The organism is Buttiauxella sp. AC142 (assembly GCF_979253435.1).
Genome location: NZ_CEEDCH010000001.1, coordinates 394,623 through 415,284, shown reverse-complemented (window position 1 = coordinate 415,284; position 20,662 = coordinate 394,623). Strand labels below are relative to the sequence as shown.

Here is a 20,662-nt window from a genome sequence, read left to right as displayed (position 1 = left end):
TTTACACTGCTGGCAGAAATCGCGCGTAACCCTACGCGAACAGTGACCCCTTCAGCCCGCTGCACCTTAACAGCCACCGTGCGGAACACGATATTTAAGGTGCAGCAAAACAGAATATCGCCTCGCAATTTCCCTTCCCCCTCGTTTAAATCCCCTTGCTTACCTGGTAGCCGGAACCTGCACGCTACCCGCCGTAAGGCGTGGTTCCTGACACTCAATCCTTTTAATTGCGCAGCATCACTCCGGCGCCCCCTTCTGTCCCGATGCATTCTGCATATCACCTTCCTCAACAGCGAGAGGCCCCTATGAACGACAAAACTTACTTCAATCTGTACACCAGCGGTCTGGGTTACGTTAACCGTATCCGTACCGTCACCCCAAAACGCGGCGAACCCTTTTTATGCTGTGATATTGCCGCATTAAGCGGAGCCGCCGATGACGTGGACTATGTCCGCTTTGACTGCAAAGTCACTGGCAGCGAAGCGCGTAAGCTGATTGCCCGTTGCGAGCAGGCGGTCAATGAAAAGCGCAAGGTGCTGATCCACTTCCGGTTGGGCGACTTATACGTCGATATGTTCACCTACAGCAAAGGCGAACGTAAAGGCGAAACAGGCGTCAGCCTGAAAGCCCGACTGCTCTATATTGGCCTTGTCAAAATCGACGGTGAAGTCGTCTGGCAGGCCGGAAATCAGGAAGCAGAGGCAGAAGCTGATGCAGCCTGAATCTTTATCGTGACGCCCACTCCGGGCGTCTTTTTAATCTTCTCCCACCAGTGCGGGAAGCATCACATTGCTTCATATTCATTTCCTGTGGTGGTAGCCTTTTAAGGCTTTCTTTCTATAAGGATTTTAAAATGAGCGTGATTTATGTAGTTGTTTTAACTTATATAAAACCACTAGACGAGGTTGATGCTAACATTCCTGAGCATGTTGAATGGCTCAAAAAAGGTTACGCAGATGGAGTGTTTCTTGCGTCCGGAAGGAGAACACCCCGAAATGGCGGAGTCATCCTCGCAAAATGCGACAATATTGAATCGCTGGAAGAACGCCTTAGTCAGGATCCATTTAACAAATTGAACATTGCTAAAACTGAAATTATTCCTTTTGATGCCACGATGAAATCGCCACTTCTGGAAAATATTTTCTGACCTTATACCGGCTCAGTAGCCCATATTGGGCCATCCATAATGAACATGCCTCTTAGGTAAAAACATCCACGGTTACGATAACGGCGTGTTTTCAGTTGTACCGACAGGGGACTTAGCCTGCCACGAAGTGGTGGCCCTGATGTCTTTTTTTCATCACCGAAAAACAATTTCGCGTTGTCTGCTTTCTCACCTTTGCGCACCCTCTGGCTATTCCTCACCAGATTCAGAGAGACAATGGCGCGAACAACGGGATGGGTTATCACACTGCTGATGCTGGGCGGCTGCACCGCGTCCCAACGACCCGCTGTGCCTGCGCCAAAACCAGCCACACCACCCACACCTGAAGTGGTGCGCTATGATCGCTACCTGCTGATTAACACCCGCCCCGGCGAAGCCCAGCGCAACCCGCTGCACCAAATCGTCAACATCAACCTGCCGCTGAACCTGAAGCTCACCGTGGGCGACGCCTTCGCCTGGCTGCTGAAACAGAGCGGCTACAGCCTGTGCACCAGTGACCGCCCGACGCAATTTCTGGCTGGCAAACCGCTGCCGCTTTCGCAATACCGGCTCGGCCCGCTGCGGCTGGAAGAGGCGCTGAAAACGCTGGCCGGGCCGGGCTGGCTGATGCAGACCGATGTGCTGAACCGCGAAATCTGTTTTCGCCTGAACACGCCAGGCACGGGAGCCAGCCATGCTTAAACGTCTGGCGTCTCTGATTGCAGGCAGCGCACTCCTTCTGCTGGTCGCAGGCGCGTACCACTACATCAACCGTCTGAATGCCCTGACGCTGGCGCAGCAACAGACACAACGCCAGGTAACACAGTGGCGCGACCAGTCGCGGCCAGACAGCGATTATCACGAGCTGAAGGTTGCCGTAAAAAACATCACCGATCGCACGGAAACCCTCGCCCACCAGCTTAACGATGCCAACACCACTCACGCTGAACAACTTAACCCCCTCAACGAGCAGCTCAAGGTACTGGAGGGACAAGTCCAAACCCTGAGCGCCAGTTATCAACACCTGCAACAACAATCCGCCACGCGCATCCGCGCCACGGCAAAACACCCCGTCCCCTCTCCGCTTTGGGCCGCAAAGGCCCCTTTTTCTCTTATCGGCAGCGAGTTCCGCGCCGGGCAGCAGTTCGCTGTTATTGCCCCAACCAGCTATCGCTCGCTTTCGCAGCTTCAGCTTGTTGCCCCAGGCGACAGCGTGCAGGGCTGGCAACTGCTGCAACTGGACGGCAACCGCGCCACTTTCCGTAAAGACGGGCAGCGGCTGACGCTGAACGCCGGAGGGTAAACAGCAATGCGCAGATACCTGTTGCTGTACCTTTTGCTACTGCCGCTGTTTGCCAGTCCGCAGCAAACCCGTATTGAAGAACAGACCATCACCCACACGCAGGCGCAGCAGTGGGGGCTGACCGACAGCGAATGGCAGCGCTACCAGCAACTGCGTCAGGGCGAGCGCGGCATCTGGTCGCCAGGACTCGATCCCCTCACCACCCTCGGCGTGGAAGCCAACAGCGACGCTGAACGCCAGCGCTATGCCGAGCTGCTGGCCCGTAAAGAGCATCAGCGCGTGGAGAAAGAGCTGGTGTTCCAGCGTGCCTACGACCAGGCGTGGAAGCGACTTTACCCGACGCTGACGCCCATTCGCAGCGCTGTCCAGCCAAGGCTGGCGCTGTTCGTCAGCGAAAAATGCCCGGCCTGCGAGACGCTGGCGCGAGAGCTCATCAACGATGACCGCTCGCTGGACATCTGGCTGGTCAACAGCCGTAACGATGATGCCAGCCTGCAACGCTGGGCGCAGCGCCAGCATATTGATATGCGCAAGGTCGAACGCGGGCAGGTAACCCTTAATCACGATAACGGACGCTGGCAACGCCTCGGTGGTGGAAAGTTACCGTTATTGCTGGAACAACAGGGGGAGCAATGGCGTCCCGTTTCTGCCCCCTGATAGCCCTGCTCATCAGCGCTCACGCCTGTGCCGTGCCGCCGCTGTATGCGCAAATCGCCCGCCAGCAGCAGGTTCCGGCTGAACTGCTCTACGCGGTGGCCCGCGCTGAAAGCGGCACCCGACTGGCACAGGGACTGCATCCGTGGCCGTGGACGCTGAATATTGCCGGAACCGGCTACCGTTACCCCAGCCGTACTTCAGCCTGCCGGGCATTGCTGACCTTCGCCCGTACCCGTAACCTGAAACGCATCGACGCCGGGCTGGGACAGATTAACCTCGGCTGGAACGGCCAGTGGTTCCCCTCGCTGTGCGCCAGCTTTGATCCAGAAGACAATCTCACTGTTACCGCCCTGCTGCTGCGTCAGCACTACAACGCATCTCCCGGAAGCTGGCTGGACGCCGCCGCCCGCTATCATCACCCTGCCGGAGGCAAACCCGCCGCCGTTTACCGCCAGAAGATCAGCCAGCAAATCCGGCTGCTCTCAGCATCAGGGACGTCGCCATGAAACACCTTATTCCAGCCATGCTGCTGTTTACTGTCGCCGCAATTGCCGGGCCTGCCGTTCCCATACAGGCGCTGGATGAAACCCGGTTATTGCCCGTCATCACCCACAATCTGCATCCCGGCCAGCAACCTCGTCTGGCGCTCAACCTGCCGGGAATGACGCCGCTGTTTTTAATCGGCGATGATCTACAGTCCACAGAATGGCTGCGCCAGCACCGGGACGCGTTAAAAACCCTGCACGCCACCGGGCTGGTCGTGAACGTCACTACGCTGGCGCGGTTGAATGCTCTGAGAGCCATCGCGCCCAAACTGACGCTACTGCCGGTCAGCGCCGACGATATGGCAAAACACCTGTCCATCACCGCTTATCCGGTACTGATTACCGACAAGGGACTGGAACAGTGAGGCTCGATTTTATCCTGCGCCCGGCGGTGGAGCTTTACAGCGCCAGCGCGGCCCTGTTGGCGGCGATATGGTGTGTCATCGCCCCGCAAACGTTGCTGCTGACGCCTTATTCCGGCTGGCTGCTGGCGCTGGCATTGCTTTCACTGTCTGCCCTGCGGCTAAAACAGGGAGTGCGCATCCTGCGCTTTCGCCGCCGCGTGCGCCATCTGCCACTCTGGACGCTCTCCGCCAGCCGCATCCCATTACTGGCCAACGCCCTGTTTCTCGGACGCGGCTTTCGCTGGCTACCCACGCATACCCAGCGGCTGTATCTGTGTCGTCTGCCGCAGTGTGAGCACTGGTTGCGCACGGACCATCCTTCCGCCAGCGGCGGCGATCCGCTGCTGCATGGCGTGGAGTTGCGCGAAGGCCGCGTCACGTTGCCGCTGCGCGACCGACCGGGGCATACGCTGGTCCTCGGCACCACCCGCGTTGGCAAAACCCGGCTGGCGGAGCTGCTGATTGCCCAGGATATTCGCCGTGGCGACACGGTGATTATTTTCGACCCCAAGGGCGACGCCGACCTGCTGCGTCGCGTGTGGGCGGAGGCGCACCGCGCCGGGCGGGAAAGTGTTTTCTGGCTGTTCCATCTGGGCTGGCCGGAGATCTCTGCCCGCTATAACGCCGTCGGGCGCTTTGGCCGCATCTCGGAAGTGGCCAGCCGCATCGCCGGGCAACTCTCCACCGAAGGTAACTCCGCCGCCTTCCGCGAGTTCGCGTGGCGCTTCGTTAATATCATCACCCGCGCCCTGGTGGCACTGGGCCAGCGCCCGGATTATGCCCGCATCGCCCGTCACGTTATCAATATCGACGAGCTGTTTATCGACTACGCCCGCGTCTTTCTGCCCGGCCACGACCGCCAGGCATGGGACAACGTGGTGCGCATTGCCGGTGGCATCACCGAGAAGAACACCCCGCGTAATCTTCAGGGGCGGGACAGCTATGTCGTCGCGCTGGAGCAGTACCTTTCCACCACCCGACTGCATGACCCGATCCTCGACGGCCTGCGTTCCGCCGTCCGCTATGACAAAACCTATTTCGATAAGATCGTCGCCTCGCTGCTGCCGCTGCTGGAAAAACTGACCACCGGGAAAATCGCGCAACTGCTGGCCCCGGACTATGGCGACCTTAACGATCCTCGCCCGGTATTCGACTGGCAGCAGGCGATTCGCCAGCGGGCGATTGTCTATATTGGGCTGGATGCGCTATCCGATGCAGAAATCGCCGCCGCCGTCGGCAACTCGATATTTGCCGATCTGGTCAGCATCGCCGGGCATATCTACAAACACGGCGTGATGGACGGTCTGCCGCAGACGGAAGAAAAAGCGACGATCAACCTGCACTGCGATGAGTTCAGCGAACTGATGGGCGATGAATTTATTCCGCTGATTAACAAAGGCGGCGGCGCGGGCATCCAGGTCACGGCCTACACCCAGACGCTCTCCGATATCGAAGCCCGCATCGGTGATCGCGCCAAAGCGGGACAGGTGATCGGCAACTTCAACAGCCTGATCATGATGCGGGTGCGGGAAACCGCCACCGCCGAACTGCTGACGAAGCAACTGCCGCGAGTGGATGTGCTCAGCAACAGCGTCAGCTCCGGCGTCACCGACAGCGCCGATGCCCAGGGCGGCATTGGTTTTTCCAGCAACACCCAGGATCGCGTAAGCAGCGTACAGGTGCCGCTACTGGAACCCGCCTCACTGGTCCAGTTACCCAAAGGTCAGGCGTTTGCCCTGCTGGAAGGCGGTCAGCTCTGGAAACTGCGCATCCCGTTACCAGACACAGCGCACGATCCGCTGATGCCGGAAAACATCGCACAAATCGCCCGCTATATGGAAAAACAGTACGACAGCACACCCGTATGGTGGAACCGCCCGGAGACAGTTGTAACGGCGAAAAAAGCCCCTATTTTATGGTTGAACGACAGTGAAACCACGGAGGAAACAACCAATGATACCCCGGACACACCGCCAGCTCGTGAGCGTTGAAGTGATGTGGCCTGCACAGACGCTGCCTCTTCCCCTGCAACAGGCGGTGGATGCACTGGCACAGGGCGAAACGCCTGACCAGATTATCACTAGTATGAACTTACAAGGCTTTCAGGCATGGCGCGAAGCTACATCACCGCAGGATGAACACGATATTTTTCAGGTACGACTGGATGAGGCTCACGAGGCCCGGTTCCTCTGCCGCTACGTTACGCTGCCGCTGCACTGATGCCCGAACATGCGCCACCAGGACCAGTGCGTCGTCCCGGACTGCTCGGCTGGATCGCATTGCTGCCCGGCGTGCTGGTCGGCTTTTGCTTGGGCGCGTGGATGCTGGCAATAGCGCTGGAGTGGCTGGGTGATGCGTTTTTCTGGCGGAACGCCTGCGCCAGCCACAGTGAACAGGTATTGCAGGCAACATGGCAGTGGTGGAAAAGCTCTGCTGGCGCACCGGTGTGGTTAATTGAAGATCTGGCAATTGTCAGCGATACGTTGCAGCAAGGGATTGCGGTGCTGGTTCATTCGCTCAACGGGCAAAGTGGGTTGTTCTGGACGGAGACGGTCACTACGGTAATCCGCTGCGCATTACTGTCGGCGAGCAATGTCACCCTCACCTTTCTGCTGCGGCTGGCGATTCTGTTGCAGGCGCTACCACTGTTTGCGCTGACCATTACCATTGGCCTTATTGACGGACTGGTACGACGCGACTTACGGAGATTCGGCGCAGGCCATGAGTCCGGGTTTGTTTATCACCATGCAAGGCGTATGATCAAGTCCAGCTTGGCGGCAACGGGGTTAGTGTGGCTGGCGGTGCCGGTTTTTCTTGAGCCGAGGGTTGTGTTAGTGCTGGGAGCAATGGTAACTGGAATTGGCATATCTGTGGCTGTCGGCACATTCAAAAAATATTTATAATATTCCATAACCATGTGGCTATGTATAACACGTCACAACTTAGTCATGGTATAAATAAAGCTCAATCGATACGTAAAAAGAGAGCTATATAGTGAAGGTTATAGTTTACTTATCTGTCGCAGTATCAATAATTTGGTCTTATATTGCATTTCCATTTAATCTAACATCGCCAATTGCTATGCTTATAAGCCTCTATAAATATCAATTACCATCGGCAACATGGATAATTGCATTTGTTTATTTGTTAGATTTTATTATGGCAACTCTAAAGAAGAGCTCCCCTTATATGATAGAGTTCTATGGAGGTGTAAGAATAGAATTTATTAGTTTGCTGTCTCTATTTGTTTTTACACTATTATTATACAATTTATCCTCCATGAAATTTACAAATACAGCTGTTGATATTAGCATGGCTGGATTCGGTTTTTTAGTATTTGGAAATATAGGTACCTTTCGTTTGTTTACCTATAAAGTTGGCAGCAGATCATACCCTAAAAAAATAGCGTTCTTTTTTTCACTATTTAGCGTATCAACTTCTTTTTATTTTCTTTATCTAACATTCAAGGTTGCAGATGGTGAATATAACATAGTGCAATCACTTTGGGTTCAGATAACAGTTCTTTCTTATTCTATTACATTATATTTCTTTGCAAAACAGTTATGCTTTTTTATGGATAAGGGGCGTGTAGAGGCATCACCTATCTTACTAAGCATATTGAAAAAAGTAAGGAGTAATAATAACCTTTATGAGCAAATGGCATCTGGCACTACGCTCTTTAATCAAGAATTGATTAAAGAGCGTTCTATGCATAGTCGAGCATTGCGTCGAAGACATAAACCGAAGAAGAAATAATTTTTATATTTCCTACAATAAACACGAGATATTACTTATAATGGTAATATCTCTTCTTGATATTATGGAACTATACGAGAATGCCTTTCAACTAATGATGATAAATGCTCCCCCGAATGCGTCTTTCCTTTCCAATACATAAGAATCATTGCAATAAAAGAAAGCACTATAAAACCCATGGCCACATATGATTTAGGAATGGGCATGACGTTTTTCAACTCAATAAAAACACTCGATGATGCTATCATTATTAGAAAAAACCAGATAAAGCATATATATATAGCAACCCATTGATTTATTTTAGAAACAGATAGTTTACTGGGGCCAGTAAAAAAATGATCGATTTTATTATTCTTTTTATTGCTAACTTTAGGCCTTTCTAATATTGTCTTATAAAGAGGTCCTGTGATTTTATCCTCCATGTGATCAAGATGATTTTCCCAATTTTCTTGCCAATATTTGCTACCGCGATTCACCAAATACCATGAGAATGTGAAGACCAATCCCATATTAGAAAGCAACAATAAAAAGAGGTCTTTATAAGGAAAAGAACTTGAGGCAGATAAAGCGAAAAAACCAGTAAATGTAACAGCTATAATAGTCCAGAAGTAAGCTGCTCTTTTCCAATACATATCGATTTCAAACTTTCGAATATCGGCAACTTGAGAAAACGCTCGAATATGTTTATCTGTAGGCCTAATCGTGAATTTAGTTATACCAAAATATTTATTATATTTATCCGTAGACATACTTATAACCCTCCTTAAAACACATTGAAAAACAATAGGGAATTTGAATATATTGCAAAATTTTATCTTTATCCATATAAATGATTACATGCGTAGCGAATAATATGAAGCATAACAATAGAAAAAGATAACTTACCACAATCAGTTAAAAACATAACACGTGGATAAACATTTTCCTACAGCTCTTGCAGTAATGCTTCCCTACTATTGTTCAAAATAGGTTATCTGGATAATGTATCATGAAATCCTGTTATACGTTTTTCATACTTTTCATAATTCTATGCCATACGAGAGGTATTTTCGCAGCCCCTCTCACTGAGCGCGAAGAGCTAACGCTGACCCTCAACCAGCTTAGCCAAATCGAAGCCTCACTCCATCGTGCCCAGCAGAGCGCCAGAACCGGCATCAGCGAACGTTACTACTTCGACTACCCACGCATCCACGGCGATATCACTACCCTGCGCAGCGGGATTGAACATTACCTCACACCCGCCCGCGCCCAGCCGCGTGATATGACAGCGCTTGCCGGGCAATACCGTGAGGAGAAAACCACGCCATGAGTCCTGAGCAAATCAACGCCTTCCAGTCCGCCAGCCTGGTAAAACCCGATGCCGTCAGCCTGGTGATGCTCGGCCTGTTCAGCGCCTTTCTGCTGCTATGGGTGGTCTGGGCGCTGAATGACGCCTACCGGGGCGTGGCAACGGCGCGGGTAAGCTGGCGTGCGCTGGGCAGCATCGGCGGGCGAACCATTTTACTGCTGCTGGTCAGTTTCTGGCTGGTGCTGAGTTAGCGGCTTCAGGAGGCACAATGAAAAAACGCATCTTCAGATGGCTGCTGTGGTTCCCGGCCCTGCCTGCATATGCCGATCTGCCAGAGATGGAGGATCCTTCACGCGGTCAGGGCGACGGCATTATGGAGACGTTGCAGAACTACGGCTACGACATTGTGATCCTGATGACGCTGGGCGTCTGCGCCGTGGGCTTTCTGGTGGTCGCCAACAACTGCATTGCTACCTACTCCGAAATCCAGGCCGGACGTAAGCAGTGGAAAGATTTAGGCGCAATGGCGGGCGTCGGCGCGGTTCTGCTGGTGATCACCATCTGGTTGCTCAACCAGGCCTCGGATATTCTTTAAGCCATGAGCACCATCCCTTTTCTCCCGGAACGGCTGAACCACGAGCCAGCAGTATTTCGCGGCCTGACGGTCAGCGAGCTGATGATAGCACTGCTGGTCGGGCTGGCTACCGGCGCAATCGCCGGAACCATTCCGGCGATACTGTGGCACAACTGGAGTTTTATTCCCGGTTGCGCTCTGCCCGGTGGTGCGCTGGCGATCCTCTGTGGCGGGCGCTGGCTGGCACGATTAAAACGCGGACGCCCGGAGAGCTGGTTGTATCGGGCGCTGGAACTGAAACTGGCCCGCTTCGGCATCGGCGCTCAGCGTTTTGTCCTGCACGATGGCGTCTGGGCCATTCGCCGGAGCCGACGATGAGCGCCTTTAAACATGCGCTGGCCGCGCGGGATGCGCATATTCGCACCCTGCATATTGCGCTGGTTGCGTTATTCCTGCTGGCATCAGGCATGGGATTCGGCTGGTACAGTGCCCCACGCCAGCTCACGGTGTATCTGCCGCCGGATCTCCGCGCGGCCAGTCAGCGTCCGTGGTGGGAAGTGCCGCCCGCCACGGTGTACGCCTTCGCGTTTTCGGTGTTTCAGCAGATCAACCGCTGGCCGACCAACGGCGAGGCCGATTATCCCCGTAACCTCAGCGCCCTACGGGCCTATCTTACCCCCAGTTGCTACAGCCAGATTGACCGGGAATTTCGCCAGCGTTTGCAAAACGGCGAACTGCGTGACCGGGTACGCGGCGTGTATGAAATCCCCGGTCGGGGATTCAGCGATAAGCGGGTGCAGATCCTCGACCGGGACAACTGGATTGTGACGCTGGATCTGACTGTCGATGAGTATTTCCACTCCGAACCCGTTAAGCGGGCGATGGTCCGTTATCCCATCAAGGTGCTGCGCTATGACATCGATCAGCAGAAAAATCCGTGGGGACTGGCGCTGGACTGCTTCTCCTCGCCGCCGCAGAAGCTGGAGGCGGCTAAACCATGAATGCCCGCCCACTGCTGATCCTGCTGGTTGCCCTGCCCCTGCACGCCGTCGAACTGGTGAAGTGGGAACGCATTCCGCTGCCGGTGGTGCTGAATATCGGGCAGGAGCGGATCGTCTTTGTCGATCGTAATGTCCGGGTGGGCTATCCCGCCGCGCTGGAAGGTAAGCTACGCATTCAAAGCAGCAACGGCACGCTGTACCTGCTCGCCAGCCAGCCGTTCTCCGCTACCCGACTGCAACTTCAGGACACAGAGAACGGCGAGCTGATTTTGCTGGATGTCTCCGCCAGCAAAGACGAGCACATCCGGGAGCCAATGCGCATTGTCCGCGAAGAGGAAAAACCGGCAGATACGAAACCTGACGCAACCCCGGAGCCACCGACACCGCTTCCGGTCGCGCTCACCCGCTATGCCGCGCAGATGTTGTATGCCCCGCTACGCGCCGTGGAACCTTTGCCGGGCGTTCAGCCCGAAGGCGTGCGGCTGGCAAAAACCATCACCACATTGCTGCCCGCATTACCCGTCAGCGCCATACCGATCGGCGGCTGGCGGCTGGATCCTTATCACCTGGTGGCGATCCGGCTGCAGAACAAAAGCGCCACCCGGCTGGAACTCGAGCCGCGCCAGCTTCAGGGGCAGTTTTACACCGCCACCTTTCAGCATCGCTGGCTGGGGCCTGCGGGCAGTGCCGAAGATACCACCGTGCTCTATCTCATCACCCGCAACCAGCGGCCTGAACAGGCGATCCTGCCGGAGCCTGCGCCGGAGAAGAAGAAATGAAACTCCAGGCCAATATCCTGCTGCGGGTTCTGACGCCGCTCATCCTGCTGGCGGGCAGCGTCCTGCTATTTCATGCCTGTCAGGACCGCAAAACCACCCCGCCAAAATCATCAGCACCCGCGACCTCCCTCAGCCACGACGAGCTTAAAGCGCTCGGGATTGAGGGCGACACACCTGCCGATACCGTCGCCACGCTGGTCGGCCAGATGAAGCTCTGGCGCAAGGAACTGGAAACGGTAAAGGCCAACAACGCCGCACTGTTGCAGGAAAATCAGCGCCTGCGTGAGCGTGAGCAGGATACCGACAGCCGTATCAGTGAGGCGATTAACCGCCAGAAAACCAGCGCCTCGCAGCAGCAAAACGAATTGCTCAGCTCGTTACAGACGCAGATCCAACAGCTTAAAGGCAACCGCACAACGGATGACTCGCTGGCCGGGCTGGGAATTGATGAACCGGAAGCGGCCTCCGGTAGCCAACTGCGTTGGATAACCCCGGCTGATGCCCTGCCAACCGATAAAAACGGTCGTCCACTGCAACTGACCTTTCCCTCTGCCATACAAAATGCCGAGTCAAAACCTGAAATACCGCCGCCCGCCGCCGTCAAACCGGTTTACACCCTGCCGCAGAACAGCACGTTAATCGGCTCGGTGGCGATGACCGCGCTACTGGGGCGTATTCCGCTGAACGGCAGCGTTACCGACCCTTACCCGTTCAAGGTGCTGATTGGCCGCGATAACCTCACCGCCAATGGCATCGAACTGCCCGACATTGAAGGCGCGGTGATCTCTGGCAGCGCCACCGGCGACTGGACGCTCTCCTGCGTGCGCGGCAGCTTAACGTCAATCACTTTTGTCTTTCGCGACGGCACGGTGCGCACGCTACCCGCCGAAGGTGAGAAAACAGGAAGTGGCAGCGAGGGCAATATCGGCTGGCTGTCCGACCCTCACGGCCTGCCCTGCATCCCCGGCGAGCGCAAGTCCAACGCGGCTGAATATATTGGCTCGCAGTTCCTGCTGGCCGGATCGTCCGCCGCCTCGCAGGCACTGGCGAACAACCAGACCACCTCCACCGTGGAAGATGGCTCCGTCACCACCGCGCTGACGGGCGACAGTGGGCAGTACGTGCTCGGCCAGGCACTGGGCGGTGGCCTGAAGGAGAGCGCAGACTGGTTTAAACAGCGCTACGGCCAGATGTTCGACGCCATCTATGTGCCACCCGGCCAGGCCGTTGCCATCCATCTCACTCGCCAGCTCGCCATCGACTACGATCCCAACGGGCGGCGGGTAAACTATCGCACGGCGGGCGATCGCACTGGAGACCTGGACTGATGCGTACCCTGATTTTGCTGTTGTCATTACTTCTGACCGCCTGTAGCACCGACCAGAAAACTCTGCTGCCAGTGGATAAAAACACCACCATGCTGAATATCTGGGGCAGACAGAATAACGATGCGCAGGCACTGTACGACACACGATCGGTTCTGCGTCGCCCGCTGGATGAGGCCACGCTAACCACGCAACAACAACAGACCACACGCAGCGACGGCAATGCCACGCAGGCGCTGTTCCGGCGACTGCCGAATCCGGATCTGGAGATGTATATTTTTCCCCATCTGGCGGGTAGCGAAGGCGTACCGGTGCCGGGCTACACCACCGTCTTTCCCTTCTACAACCGGGTGCAGTACGCCCTGCCCGGCGAGCGGACCGATCCACTGTGATGATGCGCAGCGGCACGCTAACCGAACAGACGGTGGACAGCCTGTATCAGAAAGGCGCGTCATTTGTCGATTTTCTGCCGTGGGTGGAATACCAGCCGGAAAGCAAAACGTTGCTGCTGGATGACGGGCGCTCGGTCGGCGCGGTGTATGACATCACGCCGTTCGGTACCGAAGGCCGTTCTCCGGCAAGACTGGAAGAACTGCGCGATATCCTGAAAGATGCGCTGCAGGACAGTTTCACGGAATACGACCGCCATCCGTGGGTGGTGCAGTTTTACTGCCAGGATGAGGATGACACCGCAAGCTGGCTGGCCGCACTGCGCGACTACTCTGTACCGGAGGCGAAGAACTCTGACTTTACCCGCGCCTGGCTGGAAGAGATGGAGCGCCATCTGCACGCGGTTTCCCGCCCGGAAGGCTACTTCCTGGACGATGCCGTCAGCCATACCCGCTGGCGTGCTCAGCAACGCCACACCCGGATGGTGGTTTACCGCTGGCTACCCGCCAAATCCCACGATCCGCTGGAAGACTCGCCAGAAGAGGCGCTGAATACTGTCTGTGAGCGGATGGTCTCCGCGCTGGCGAGCGCGGGTATTCACGCCCGCAGACTGGAATGTGAGGCCATTCGCCACTGGCTGCTGTGCTGGTTTAATCCCGCCCCGCAGATGGCCGATTCACCACAACAGTTCTGGCAACTAATGGCGCAGCAGGATGACATGCCGGAATTGCTCGACTTTGCCGAAAGCCTGCTGTGCAACGAACCCCGCTCACAGGCCGCGCAGGGAACATGGCTGTTCGACCAGCGTCCGCATAAAGTCATCGTGCTGGACAGATTGCGCAAGCCACCCACCATCGGCCACATGACCGGAGAATCCGCACGCGGCGACGGCATTAACGCGCTGTTCGACCTACTGCCGGAAGGGGTGATTATGGCGCTGACCATCGTCGTCTGGCCGCAGGATCGGCTGGAGGAGCATTTAAGCCGCCTCAGCGATCGCGCCATCGGCGAAAACGTGGAATCGGAGTACACCAAAAAAGACTGCCAGGAGGTGCGCCACTGGCTGAAGGACGGTCACAAGCTCTATCGCAGCGCACTGGCGTTTTATCTTTCTGCCCCAGATAACGGTGAACTGACCCGACGCGTGCGCAACCTGAACAGCCTGCTGCTGAACGCGGGTATGGTTCCGGTGCAGGAGAATGACGAGATCGCCCCGCTCAGTTCGTGGTTACGCTGGCTACCGATGTGCTTCGATCCGGCAAGGGATAAGCGCCAGCTCTACACCCGTTTCTGCTTTGTGCAGCACCTTGCCAACCTGTTGCCGCTGTTTGGCCGCGAGAGCGGCACCGGGCATCCGGGCGTCAGCTACTTTAACCGGGGCGGCGGAATGCTGTGCTGGGATCCGCTTAACCGCGAGGACCGCGCCCAGAACGGGCACCTGCTGCTGCTTGGCCCGACCGGCGCAGGTAAATCTGCCACCCTGAATGCCAAAATCGCGCAACTGATGGCGCTGCACCGCCCGCGCCTGTTTATCGTCGAGGCGGGCAACTCGTTCGGGCTGATGGCTGATTACGCCCGCGAGCACGGCCTGACGGTGAATAAAATCAGCCTGAAGCCCGGATCCGGCATCACGCTGCCGCTGTTTGCAGACGCGTGGAAACTGTCGGAAAGCGATGTGCCTTCAGCAGAACCGGATGATGACGATCCCGAAGACGCCGATAACGAGCAGCGCGATCTGCTGGGCGAGATGGAGATCACCGCCCGTCTGATGATCACCGGCGGCGAACTGAAAGAGGACGCACGCCTGACACGATCCGACCGGGCACTGATTCGCGAAGCGATTCTGCACGCGGCCCGGCTCACCGCTCGCGAGAAAAGACAGACGCTGACGCAGGACATTCGCAATTCGCTGTTCACACTGGCACAGGATGCGGCACTACCGGAATCCCGCCGTAACCGGTTGTGGGAGATGGGGGAAGCGATGAATATGTTCTGCTCCGGGTTTGAAGGGGAGTTGTTTAATCGCGAGGGCGAAGCGTGGCCGGAGGCAGATATCACCCTGGTGGATCTGGCAATGTTTGCCCGCGAGGGGTATGAAGCACAACTGGCGATTGCCTATATCTCGCTGATTAACCATATCAACAACCTCGGCGAACGCGACCAGCACCTGGCGCGGCCCATCGTCAATATCACCGACGAGGCGCATATCATCACCGTTAACCCGCTGCTGGCGCGATTTCTGACCAAGGGTTCGAAGATGTGGCGCAAGCTGGGGATCTGGCTGTGGCTGGCGACGCAAAACCTGAGTGATTTCCCGGATGACGCGAAAAAGCTACTCAATATGATCGAGTGGTGGGAGTTACTGGTGATGCCTCCCGAGGAGGTGGAGCAGGTTAGTCGCTTTAAATCCCTGACGCCAGAACAACGTCAGCTCCTGCTTAGCGCCACCAAAGCCCCAGGGAAATACACCGAAGGCGTGGTGCTTTCGCCGCGTGTGGAAGCGCTGTTCCGCGTGGTATCCCCAGCCCTGTGGCTGGCGCTGGGGATGACGGAGAAACATGAGAAGGCTGAACGAATGCGGATTATGAAGGACTCTGGGTGTAGTGAGCTGGAGGCGGCGATGAGGGTGGCGGAAAGGTGTTTTTCCAGTGGCTGATTTGTAATGCTATTATGGATTCAACTAAGTGCGATGGCCTGGTTAGTGCCAAGAGCGGAGATTGTTAGCACTTTATAACACTAAGTATCGGGGAGTATATTGTGCTGAGCCGAGCCTGACTTACGGATGACGCCTGCACTAAAATCAAGGTGATTATTAACTTAAATCTTGCGCAGATTAAGTATTTGCAGCGAATACATTTTGACTCCTATCACCCTTATGCTTGACTGCGATGATATAGTGCCAACATGGTTAGGCATACTCTATTGTGGTAAAGCCATTTTTATATTAAAATTTCAAACACCAGCAATAAAAAAGAAAAAAGATCCATATGCCTGAAATAACTTTAAACCCCTCCGTTATGGCAGCACTAGTGTCCGCATTAGTTACAGTTTTATTGTTTTTAATCAAAGGAGTGTGTACGCCATTATGGAATAAATATTTCCACGTATATAAAATAAAAGCAGAGCATAACTACGAACAAAAAAAGAAAATTAAAGAAGCAATATCAAAATATAAAATGCCTTTACTTGACTCAGCTGAATCATTGAATCATCGGTTATGGAATTTTTCAGGTAATTGTAACAAAGGATGGCATAGCTTTAAAAGTAATGAATTACTGAGTGACAAATATTACTTGCAAACTTTTTGCTATCGATTTTTGGCATTTTATGCTTGGTGTTTAAAGTTCGAAAGAGAATTGATATATATAGATGTGACTCTTTCAGATAAGGATGATCTTTATTTTGTTAAGTACATAAAAACAATGCAAAATATATTTTGTGATGCTTCGATGTTGAACGATACTGGATATGACAATGAACATGACATAGACCATTTTTTCAAAGACGATCTTACTAGCATGGTTGAAAAAATGTTTACCCCTACTGGAGTTATTACTTTTTCAGAATTCAGATCTAAAGACGAAGTAGATTATGCAAAGGTTTGCAATTTTATTTCTACAATTACGCAGAATAAATCTTGCAATAAATGGCATTTGATTAATTGTTTCCATTTTATCCTGATGGCATTCTTGTCAAGGTATGGATATGACTATCAAAGAACAGGGTTATTTAAGCTATATAAATTTCGTCGCTCAGAACCTCATAACAAGCTGATTAATAACTTTAAATCATTAATTTTTAACGCAAAGCTAAGTAAGTGTAAGCAAATGAAGAAAGCAATAGGTATTCTCGAATGTAAATCACAAGTTGCTAACATTTGTAATGCCTTCAAATTAATAAGGTGATATCAACTGGATGTAATCGTGATATTTCTACAGAGCATATACGGCTCAATTAAAATCTGAGCTTGCCAAAGCTGCAACAGCAGTGTTTTGCCAGAGGTGGAAATATTAACAACGTGCCAACTAAATCAGTCCAGCGCTGGCAAAGATGTCCCAAAATTTATAATAAGGGGTGGCGTCATGAAAGTAATTTTAAATATTGATGGGAAGAAAGTACGACCTCAATCTTTGCGATACAAAAGCAAGGCTGTCCAAATTGAAGTGATGCGTGATTGGTTTTTTAAGAACTACGAGGACCCTGCAAATGCTTGCCCTTATGAAAGCCGTCAAGGCGGGTATCATTATATTTATGGCGGCCCATACGATGCAAGCGAAGAGTTACAAGCGATGTTTGAATCATATGTAAAGTTAGATTATATACAAGAGTTAGTAGACGATTTGCAAGGGGAGTGTTTCGAATGGTCTGGCAATTCCGATAACATTGATTGGTACGATACCGACTTGTACGATGCGGTAATATCCTCCGAAAAACCTTTTAATAAATTCTTGGAGAATATTGATAAAATAAAGTCATTGTCAAAGTTTGAGCATCCTAATAAGCAAAAAGAGCATCTACTCGGAATATTATATACTAACGTTATCACAACCTTAGAAACTCTTTATGTCGAATTATTCATTAACTCTATAGAGAAAAATGAATCCCATATTGCCGATTATATTGAAAAAAGTAAAAATGACTTTAAAGTAAGTAAAGAGATTACAGCTTTGCTCTTCAGGGGAGAGCCTATTGAAATAATAAAGGAAAGGTTGATCAAAACAATCAAAGAGCATTTGATCAGTACAAGCTGGCATAATACGGATCAAGTTGTAAAGCGTTACAAAGCTACGTTTGGTATTGACGCGCAAAAGAATTGGCCGATTGGCGAAATTGACGATGCAACACTAACTCGTAACCACTTAGTACATCGTGGCGGTAAGGACAAAGACGGTAACCCAGTAGTGATTACCGAGCAAGATTTAGAAAAATTACTGGATCATGCAATAGCGCTTGGCACAAAATTGTTCGAGGCTCTCGACAGTATGTTACATGAAAAAGCCCATCAGGATGAGAGCGATTTTTGATTCATCTAGACATTCCAATACCCTCCGCTCCTCGCTCTTAGCTGCCTGTCAAACAGGGTCGTGACAACAAGAAACGTAAATTCGTCAAAGAACAAAAACAATAGACTATTCTTTGTTCAACCGCTCCTGCGGCGTTTTCCATTTCAGTAACCGCTCGACGGCTGAATCCTCCGACAAAAACTGCCGGGCCAGTTGCAGGCGTTCCATTACCTGAACCTTCTGCTGCTCATCAAGACTCGCCGCATCCTGCTCTGCTTCACAGAAAAACTGTTCCACCCGCTTGTCTTCTGCCCATTGCGCCATAATAGATTTCAGCTCGGTGCGGCTGGCGTTATATGCTTCTTCCTCCCGACGTATCCGCTCCTTTTCAAGATAGATAGCGTGTTCGCGCTCATACTGAATACGCCACTCTTCGGCTTTGATTCTGGCCTCTTCTAACTGCCTGGTAATTAGCGGAACAGCGTCCTGCATCGCCAAAATCATCTTGGGGATCTGGCTTATAAACCCACACTGTTTGGTCTGCCGGAACTGAACCAACCATTTTGCAGATGAATAAGGCGAGTAAAGCTGCAACAGAAACCGCCCGGTAGGCAGCGTATGCTTTGAAACATGAAGAAAAGGCGCACTGTTTTTTCCACGGATCCACCGACTCATTTGCTCGTCCCGAACATAGCGATTTTTAACTTTCTTCGCCGGAACATACTCCGTCATTTCGGCAAGATTGAATGCAAAGTGCATATCACCGACACAAATAAGACTTGGTGTATAAGGCCGCCATAAATTATTCCAACGATACCCCTCTCCCTTCGGATCTTCCTTGATATCAATATCTGCCCGATGAAGCCTTTCTCCCGGCACATCCAACGTTACCCGATAGCCCTGTTTCCCCAGGGCATCAAAAAACCGGCTCAGGAAATCTATTGCGCTATCAAACCCCGTATCCGACACATTGAGATCCAGGAGCTTCTTTTTCGCAGGCTTGTAGTAACCATCTTCAGTCACATTGGCCTTAGGGAGATACGTTTTGAGATCATTGATTAACGCGTAGCCATTGCCTGTGATCGTGGCTTGCTTTCGCGTCGTTGGAGGTAATGGCTTTGTTAAAGTTACGGTGGATGATGGTGCTATTACGCCAGCCTTCTTCGGAATCTTTGCCGTTTTACCTTTTTTCAAGTCAGGAAGAACGGGTATCGCAGGCGCAGTCCCTTTCGCCAGCGCTTTCCAGTAGCCAGTAAGCGGCCTGGGTATCTGTAATTCAGCGCATCGCCTGGCTAGCCCTTCGATGCTGATGTTGTAAAGAGAAGCAATACGTTCCGCTGGTTCGCGCCAGACCAGGTGGTATAGCGCTTCCCGATCTTCAGGTAAGGTTTGATTGATATTGAGTTGCTGGTTCTCTGACATGGCATTCTCCCTTTACGGAGAAAATTATCAGAGAATCTCACTGGCAGTTGATTGAACGAAATCACTTTTTGGCAATATGCACCATAAGAAAAATAATAATAAAATAATCTATAAAATCAATTAACTAAACTCAAAAAGTTTACTAATTTCAATCTCTAGCCCGGCCGAAAGGATACAGATCACTTCAAGAGTTGGATTTCTAACACCCCGTTCAATCCCGCTCACATATGTACGATCAAGGCCACACTTATCAGCAAATGCTTCCTGAGATAAGCCTGATTGCAGCCTGAGCTTTTTAAGGTGTGCCCCAAAAAGAGCCTGGATACTAGATGAATTTTTCATCCAGAAAAGATGACGTGTTGTCGTCTATCAGACCACGGACTATGAGTCACATGGCATCGTTTCTATTTCTTCTTCTGTATTTTTTCGAAAATGAAAAGATTGCTAAGATCCAAACCCAGCCCACCAGAGATTGCCCACAATATTTCAAGTGTAGGGTTTCGTACTCCACGCTCTATTCCACTCATATATGAGCGATCAATACCACATTTATCGGCAAAGTCTTCCTGAGACAACCCCTTCTCCCGACGAAGTTCTCTGATTCGGTTGCCTAGCTTTTTTTTGATTGATCCGGTCTTTTCCATACGGCCAGCATCAATCTTTGTTGCTTATTGTTCCACGGACTATAAGTCACATAAAAAGCGTGCTAGCATACACCTGTGTGACTTATAGTCTACAGCCGAGGTAACCAGAATGACTAAACAAGACTGGCACCCAGCCGACATCATCGCCGCCCTGCACAAACGTGGCACCAGTATGGCTGCCGTCTCGCGGGAAGCAGGGCTGGCCTCCTCCACGCTGGCGAATGCGCTTTCGCGCCCCTGGCCGAAAGGCGAGTGGCTGATTGCCTGCGCACTCAACCTTCATCCTGCTGAAATCTGGCCCACACGTTACAAAGGCCAGGAGAATTACCGCCAGCCCCAAAAACCGCTACCAAGCATGAAACTCAACGTACCAGCACCTCATCTTCCGGTTCCGGAGAAACATTAACACCTTGCCACCCAGAACCGT

At 52.6% G+C, this 20,662-nt stretch carries 27 protein-coding genes; 23 read left to right on the top strand and 4 right to left on the bottom strand.

Annotated features, from left to right (window positions below; all coding sequences use genetic code 11):
• The first annotated feature begins 305 nt into the window (after positions 1–305).
• From AC0IWZ_RS01925 to AC0IWZ_RS01875, 11 genes are all read left to right on the top strand, one after another.
• The gene (locus AC0IWZ_RS01925) at positions 306–722 is read left to right on the top strand and encodes an STY4534 family ICE replication protein (protein ID WP_471678269.1); all 417 of its coding nucleotides are present in this window, start codon (positions 306–308) and stop codon (positions 720–722) included.
• A 131-nt stretch (positions 723–853) separates the two neighbouring features.
• The gene (locus AC0IWZ_RS01920) at positions 854–1,147 is read left to right on the top strand and encodes a YciI family protein (protein ID WP_471678270.1); all 294 of its coding nucleotides are present in this window, start codon (positions 854–856) and stop codon (positions 1,145–1,147) included.
• A 234-nt stretch (positions 1,148–1,381) separates the two neighbouring features.
• Positions 1,382–1,846: a PFGI-1 class ICE element type IV pilus protein PilL2 gene (gene pilL2, locus AC0IWZ_RS01915; RefSeq protein WP_471679099.1), complete on the top strand. Its 465-nt coding sequence runs from the start codon at positions 1,382–1,384 to the stop codon at positions 1,844–1,846.
• Positions 1,839–2,447 (top strand): hypothetical protein, encoded by a 609-nt coding sequence (locus AC0IWZ_RS01910; protein WP_471678271.1) that lies wholly within the window; start codon positions 1,839–1,841, stop codon positions 2,445–2,447. The genes pilL2 and AC0IWZ_RS01910 overlap by 8 nt, the downstream gene beginning before the upstream one ends.
• 6 nt (positions 2,448–2,453) lie before the next feature.
• The gene (locus tag AC0IWZ_RS01905) at positions 2,454–3,104 is read left to right on the top strand and encodes a TIGR03759 family integrating conjugative element protein (RefSeq protein WP_471678272.1); all 651 of its coding nucleotides are present in this window, start codon (positions 2,454–2,456) and stop codon (positions 3,102–3,104) included.
• On the top strand, positions 3,080–3,610 hold the full coding sequence (locus tag AC0IWZ_RS01900) for a lysozyme family protein (RefSeq protein ID WP_471678273.1): 531 nt from the start codon (positions 3,080–3,082) through the stop codon (positions 3,608–3,610). The genes AC0IWZ_RS01905 and AC0IWZ_RS01900 overlap by 25 nt, the downstream gene beginning before the upstream one ends.
• Entirely contained in the window at positions 3,607–4,014 is a 408-nt protein-coding gene (locus AC0IWZ_RS01895) for an integrating conjugative element protein (RefSeq protein ID WP_471678274.1), read from the top strand. The genes AC0IWZ_RS01900 and AC0IWZ_RS01895 overlap by 4 nt, the downstream gene beginning before the upstream one ends.
• Positions 4,011–6,044, top strand: coding sequence for a type IV conjugative transfer system coupling protein TraD (gene traD / locus AC0IWZ_RS01890; RefSeq protein ID WP_471678275.1), 2,034 nt, complete (start codon positions 4,011–4,013; stop codon positions 6,042–6,044). Before AC0IWZ_RS01895 ends, traD begins: the two co-directional genes overlap by 4 nt.
• Positions 6,007–6,273 carry a hypothetical protein gene (locus tag AC0IWZ_RS01885; protein WP_471678276.1) on the top strand — a complete coding sequence of 89 codons (267 nt, stop codon included), beginning with the start codon at positions 6,007–6,009 and terminating at the stop codon, positions 6,271–6,273. The genes traD and AC0IWZ_RS01885 overlap by 38 nt, the downstream gene beginning before the upstream one ends.
• Entirely contained in the window at positions 6,273–6,956 is a 684-nt protein-coding gene (locus AC0IWZ_RS01880) for a TIGR03747 family integrating conjugative element membrane protein (protein WP_471678277.1), read from the top strand. The genes AC0IWZ_RS01885 and AC0IWZ_RS01880 overlap by 1 nt, the downstream gene beginning before the upstream one ends.
• A 91-nt stretch (positions 6,957–7,047) precedes the next feature.
• Positions 7,048–7,809, top strand: coding sequence for a hypothetical protein (locus AC0IWZ_RS01875; protein WP_471678278.1), 762 nt, complete (start codon positions 7,048–7,050; stop codon positions 7,807–7,809).
• Positions 7,810–7,871: 62 nt separating this feature from the next.
• On the opposite strand, the gene AC0IWZ_RS01870 is transcribed toward AC0IWZ_RS01875, so the two are convergent.
• The gene (locus tag AC0IWZ_RS01870; RefSeq protein ID WP_471678279.1) at positions 7,872–8,558 is read right to left on the bottom strand and encodes a RipA family octameric membrane protein; all 687 of its coding nucleotides are present in this window, start codon (positions 8,556–8,558) and stop codon (positions 7,872–7,874) included.
• Between the two features lie 239 nt (positions 8,559–8,797).
• Between AC0IWZ_RS01870 and AC0IWZ_RS01865 the strand changes: the two genes are divergently transcribed.
• The 11 genes from AC0IWZ_RS01865 to AC0IWZ_RS01815 all read left to right on the top strand — a co-directional run bounded on the left by AC0IWZ_RS01865 (position 8,798) and on the right by AC0IWZ_RS01815 (position 18,190).
• Positions 8,798–9,118: an integrative conjugative element protein, RAQPRD family gene (locus tag AC0IWZ_RS01865; RefSeq protein ID WP_471678280.1), complete on the top strand. Its 321-nt coding sequence runs from the start codon at positions 8,798–8,800 to the stop codon at positions 9,116–9,118.
• Positions 9,115–9,348, top strand: a complete 234-nt coding sequence (locus tag AC0IWZ_RS01860) for a TIGR03758 family integrating conjugative element protein (protein ID WP_471678281.1) — start codon at positions 9,115–9,117, stop codon at positions 9,346–9,348. Before AC0IWZ_RS01865 ends, AC0IWZ_RS01860 begins: the two co-directional genes overlap by 4 nt.
• Positions 9,349–9,365: 17 nt before the next feature.
• On the top strand, positions 9,366–9,692 hold the full coding sequence (locus AC0IWZ_RS01855) for a TIGR03745 family integrating conjugative element membrane protein (protein WP_471678282.1): 327 nt from the start codon (positions 9,366–9,368) through the stop codon (positions 9,690–9,692).
• 3 nt (positions 9,693–9,695) lie between these two features.
• The gene (locus AC0IWZ_RS01850) at positions 9,696–10,049 is read left to right on the top strand and encodes a TIGR03750 family conjugal transfer protein (protein WP_471678283.1); all 354 of its coding nucleotides are present in this window, start codon (positions 9,696–9,698) and stop codon (positions 10,047–10,049) included.
• Positions 10,046–10,672 (top strand): PFL_4703 family integrating conjugative element protein, encoded by a 627-nt coding sequence (locus AC0IWZ_RS01845; RefSeq protein ID WP_471678284.1) that lies wholly within the window; start codon positions 10,046–10,048, stop codon positions 10,670–10,672. The genes AC0IWZ_RS01850 and AC0IWZ_RS01845 overlap by 4 nt, the downstream gene beginning before the upstream one ends.
• Complete coding sequence (locus AC0IWZ_RS01840) at positions 10,669–11,451, top strand: TIGR03749 family integrating conjugative element protein (RefSeq protein ID WP_471678285.1); 783 nt, start codon at positions 10,669–10,671, stop codon at positions 11,449–11,451. The genes AC0IWZ_RS01845 and AC0IWZ_RS01840 overlap by 4 nt, the downstream gene beginning before the upstream one ends.
• Entirely contained in the window at positions 11,448–12,779 is a 1,332-nt protein-coding gene (locus AC0IWZ_RS01835; protein WP_471678286.1) for a TIGR03752 family integrating conjugative element protein, read from the top strand. Before AC0IWZ_RS01840 ends, AC0IWZ_RS01835 begins: the two co-directional genes overlap by 4 nt.
• The gene (locus AC0IWZ_RS01830; RefSeq protein WP_471678287.1) at positions 12,779–13,168 is read left to right on the top strand and encodes a TIGR03751 family conjugal transfer lipoprotein; all 390 of its coding nucleotides are present in this window, start codon (positions 12,779–12,781) and stop codon (positions 13,166–13,168) included. The genes AC0IWZ_RS01835 and AC0IWZ_RS01830 overlap by 1 nt, the downstream gene beginning before the upstream one ends.
• Entirely contained in the window at positions 13,168–15,822 is a 2,655-nt protein-coding gene (locus AC0IWZ_RS01825; RefSeq protein ID WP_471679100.1) for a conjugative transfer ATPase, read from the top strand. The genes AC0IWZ_RS01830 and AC0IWZ_RS01825 overlap by 1 nt, the downstream gene beginning before the upstream one ends.
• A 331-nt stretch (positions 15,823–16,153) precedes the next feature.
• Complete coding sequence (locus AC0IWZ_RS01820) at positions 16,154–17,071, top strand: hypothetical protein (protein WP_471678288.1); 918 nt, start codon at positions 16,154–16,156, stop codon at positions 17,069–17,071.
• A gap of 177 nt (positions 17,072–17,248) precedes the next feature.
• Entirely contained in the window at positions 17,249–18,190 is a 942-nt protein-coding gene (locus tag AC0IWZ_RS01815; protein WP_471678289.1) for a hypothetical protein, read from the top strand.
• A 105-nt stretch (positions 18,191–18,295) separates the two neighbouring features.
• Here AC0IWZ_RS01815 and AC0IWZ_RS01810 read toward each other — a convergent pair whose 3' ends face one another.
• The 3 genes from AC0IWZ_RS01810 to AC0IWZ_RS01800 all read right to left on the bottom strand — a co-directional run bounded on the left by AC0IWZ_RS01810 (position 18,296) and on the right by AC0IWZ_RS01800 (position 20,235).
• A complete protein-coding gene (locus AC0IWZ_RS01810) occupies positions 18,296–19,591 on the bottom strand; it encodes a hypothetical protein (RefSeq protein ID WP_471678290.1) in 1,296 nt (431 codons plus the stop codon).
• A gap of 120 nt (positions 19,592–19,711) precedes the next feature.
• Positions 19,712–19,933, bottom strand: coding sequence for a helix-turn-helix domain-containing protein (locus tag AC0IWZ_RS01805; protein ID WP_471678291.1), 222 nt, complete (start codon positions 19,931–19,933; stop codon positions 19,712–19,714).
• Positions 19,934–19,995: 62 nt separating this feature from the next.
• On the bottom strand, positions 19,996–20,235 hold the full coding sequence (locus AC0IWZ_RS01800; protein ID WP_471678292.1) for a helix-turn-helix domain-containing protein: 240 nt from the start codon (positions 20,233–20,235) through the stop codon (positions 19,996–19,998).
• A gap of 109 nt (positions 20,236–20,344) precedes the next feature.
• Between AC0IWZ_RS01800 and AC0IWZ_RS01795 the strand changes: the two genes are divergently transcribed.
• Positions 20,345–20,641, top strand: a complete 297-nt coding sequence (locus AC0IWZ_RS01795; RefSeq protein WP_471678293.1) for a helix-turn-helix domain-containing protein — start codon at positions 20,345–20,347, stop codon at positions 20,639–20,641.
• Positions 20,642–20,662 lie beyond the last annotated feature (21 nt).